Genomic DNA, 3,320 nt, shown 5'->3' with positions numbered 1-3,320 from the left:
TTCCCCCACCGCGCGCGGCGATGGCAGCCGCCGCGCCGCCCAGGCCGCGTGCTGCGGTCGCGATGCTCGACCGGGCTTTGCTCGACGATAGCATGATCGGGGATTTGCGCAGCGGCGCTCGAGCGGAAAGCCGGTCGGCGCGATGAGCACACTCGTCGCGCGCCCCCTTCCGGCCAGGCGATCGAGCGATCAGCGTCACGCGCTGGTCGCGGTTGCGCATGTGCGGCTGATGATGCTGATGCTGCTGATCGGCGCGGGTTTCCTGCTGGTGATAGTGCGGATCGCACTGCTGGGTCTGCTCGGTTCCCCAGCCGGTGCGGCGACGCTCACCGTCAATCCGGTGGTGCGCGCCGACATTCTGGATCGCAACGGCCAGCCACTGGCGCGCACCATCGAAGCCTGGACGATCGGCGTGCGTCCGGCGGAATTGCTGGGCGACCGCCAGAGCCTCGCCGACCGACTGGCGGCTGCGATGCCCGATCATGATTCGGCCTGGTATCTGCAGCGCCTGACGATGAAGGCCAAGTTCACCTATCTCGACAAGCACGCCTCCCCGGCGATGGTGAACGAGATCCACGCGCTCGGCGAGCCCGGCATCGTCTTCGCGCGCGAGCCCGAGCGGCTCTATCCGCAATCGACGATGGCGGCGCACGCGCTCGGCTATATCGGGCCGACCGCGACCGACCCCAACATCATGGGTCGCGCCGGGATCGAGCGCGCCTTCGATGCGCGGCTGACCGATCCGCGCCACCGCGGCGAACCGATTGCGCTGTCGATCGACGCGCGCGTGCAGACGGCGATGGAAAGCGAACTCGGCCGGGCGATGGTCACCTTCCAGGCCAAGGCGGCGACCGGACTGGTGCTGGACGTGCACACCGGGGAGGTGATCGCGATGGCCTCGCTGCCAGTCTACAATCCCAACAAGCTGACCGGCACGACCAGCGATGCGCTGCGCAACAACGTGACGCAATCGGTGTACGAACTGGGCTCGACCTTCAAGCCGATCACCATGGCGACCGCGATCCAGAGCGGCACGATCACCTCGATGGCGCGCCGCTTCGATGCCACCGCGCCGCTCAAGGTCGGTGGCTTCACGATTCACGACGAACGCGGCGACCCGAAGCGCTGGCTCAACATCCCAGAAACGCTGATCTATTCGTCCAATGTGGCGACCGCCCGCATTGCTGACGAGCTCGGCAAGGACAAGCTTTCGGCGATGTTCACGGGCATGGGCTTTGGCGAGCGCCCGTCGATCGAACTGCGCGAGCGCGCCGGGCCGATCTGGCCGCGCTATTGGGGCCGCACCACGGTGATGACGACGGCTTACGGCCACGGCATCGCAGTGACCCCGCTGCACTTGGCGAACGCTTATGCGACGATGGTCAATGGCGGGATCTGGCGGCCGACGACCTTGCTCAAGGTCGCGCCCGGCCAGGCCCCTGCGGGGCGGCGCGTACTGAGTGAGCAGACAAGTGCGCGGATGCGCCAGTTGCTCCGGCTCGTCTGCCTGTACGGCACCGGGCGCAAGGGCGATGCGCCCGGCTACCGCGTCGGCGGCAAGACCGGCACCGCCGAAGCGGCGTCGAACGGCGGCTATGACCATCACCGCAACGTCGCCACCTTCGTTGCCGCTTTCCCGATGGACGCGCCGCGCTATGTGGTGCTGGCCATGCTCGATTCGCCCGAAGGCACCAGGGAAACTGGTGGCTGGAAGACAGCGGCGTGGAACGCCGCGCCGGTGGTGGGGCGCGTGATCGCGCGGACCGGGTCGATCCTGGGCGTGATGCCCGACGCGAGGCGCGACGTTGATATTAGCGATCTCCGGCCGATGCTGACTCTCGTCGCCGGGGCAACGCCGCCGAGCGGCGCGGAGGAACAGTGAAGCTTTCAACGCTGGTCGGCGGTGCGCCGGATGCGATGGTCACGGGTTTTGCGATCGACCATCGCAAGGTCGCGCCGGGCGTCGTGTTCGGTGCCTTTCAGGGCGCGGTCGTCAATGGCGAGGACTATATCGCCGCCGCCGTCGCGGGAGGTGCGATTGCGGTGGTGGCACGCCCGGAGGCGCACGTCGTCGGCGCGCTGCACATTGCGGATGTCAACCCGCGCCGCCGCTTCGCCCAACTCGCCGCGCAGTTCTTCGCGCCCTTCCCGGAGGTTGCGGTCGCGGTCACCGGCACCAACGGCAAGACCTCGACGGTCGAGATGGTGCGACAAGTGTGGCGGATGGCTGGGTTCCACGCCGCCTCGATCGGCACGCTGGGCGTCACCACCGCCGATGACCGCGTCTCGACCGGGCTGACCACGCCCGACATCGTCACTTTCCTGTCCAACGTTGCCGGTTTGAAGCGCGAAGGCGTCAGCCATGTTGCGTTCGAGGCGTCGAGCCACGGCCTGTCGCAATATCGCACCGAGGGGCTGGCGGTGCAGGCTGCCGCTTTCACCAATCTCAGCCGCGATCATCTCGATTATCACGGTACGATGGCGGCGTATCTTGATGCCAAGCTGCGCCTGTTCAGCGAAGTGCTCGCCGATGATGGCACGGCGGTGGTGTGGGCGGACGATCCCGCCTCGGCCCGCGTCGCCGAGCGCGCGCGCGCGCGGCCTTCGCGTGCTCTCGGTCGGAACCACGGGCGAAACGCTCAAGCTTGTCGGGCGCGAGCCGACCTTGCTGGGGCAGGGGTTGGTGATCGAGGCGGAAGGCAAGAGCTATAAGGTTACGCTGCCACTGATCGGTGCCTATCAGGCCGCCAATGCGCTGACCTCGGCGGGCTTGGTAATTGCGTGCGGCGGCGATGTCGCCACGACGATCGCTGCGCTGGGCCGGTTGCAACCAGTGCGCGGGCGGCTGGAGCGTGCGGTGATCGCGGCCCACGGCGCGCCCGTTTATGTCGATTACGCGCATACCCCCGACGCGCTCGAAGCGGCGATTTCGGCGCTCAAGCCGCATGCGGCGGGGCGGCTGATCGTGGTGATCGGCGCGGGCGGCGATCGTGACCAGGGCAAGCGCATCGAAATGGGGCGCATCGCCGCGGCGATGGCCGACCATGTCATCGTCACCGACGACAATCCCCGCTCGGAAGACCCTGCCGCGATCCGCGCGATGGTGCTGGCAGGCGCGCCCGGTGCCACCGAAATCGGATCGCGCCGCGAGGCGATCGGCGCGGCGATCGCCATGGCCGGGCCACAGGACATCGTCCTGATCGCAGGCAAGGGGCATGAGCAGGGGCAGATCGTCGGCGATCTGGTGCTGCCGTTCGACGATGTCAGCGTCGCGCGGGAGATGGCGGCATGAGCGGGCATTTCTTATTCCCCTCCCGCCT

Annotated in this window: 1 protein-coding gene and 1 pseudogene; both read left to right on the top strand. The window is 68.0% G+C overall.

Going from position 1 to position 3,320, the window contains the following annotated elements:
• Nucleotides 1-142: 142 nt before the first annotated feature.
• Entirely contained in the window at nt 143-1,882 is a 1,740-nt protein-coding gene (locus NW75_RS20655; protein WP_033967286.1) for a peptidoglycan D,D-transpeptidase FtsI family protein, read from the top strand.
• A gap of 35 nt (nt 1,883-1,917) precedes the next feature.
• A pseudogene (locus NW75_RS20650) lies at nt 1,918-3,292 on the top strand (UDP-N-acetylmuramoyl-L-alanyl-D-glutamate--2,6-diaminopimelate ligase).
• Nucleotides 3,293-3,320 lie beyond the last annotated feature (28 nt).

Origin of the sequence: Sphingomonas sp. Ant H11, assembly GCF_000797515.1 — a bacterium.
Taxonomy (GTDB): Bacteria; Pseudomonadota; Alphaproteobacteria; order Sphingomonadales; family Sphingomonadaceae; genus Sphingomonas.
Note: the sequence above shows the minus strand (reverse complement) of the source record. Positions and strands in the feature narration are given on the sequence as shown.

What these genes read in the sequence shown, in the direction of transcription:
- NW75_RS20655 (WP_033967286.1), top strand. Translation starts at nt 143, where the DNA reads ATGAGCACACTCGTCGCGCGCCCCCTTCCGGCCAGGCGATCGAGCGAT.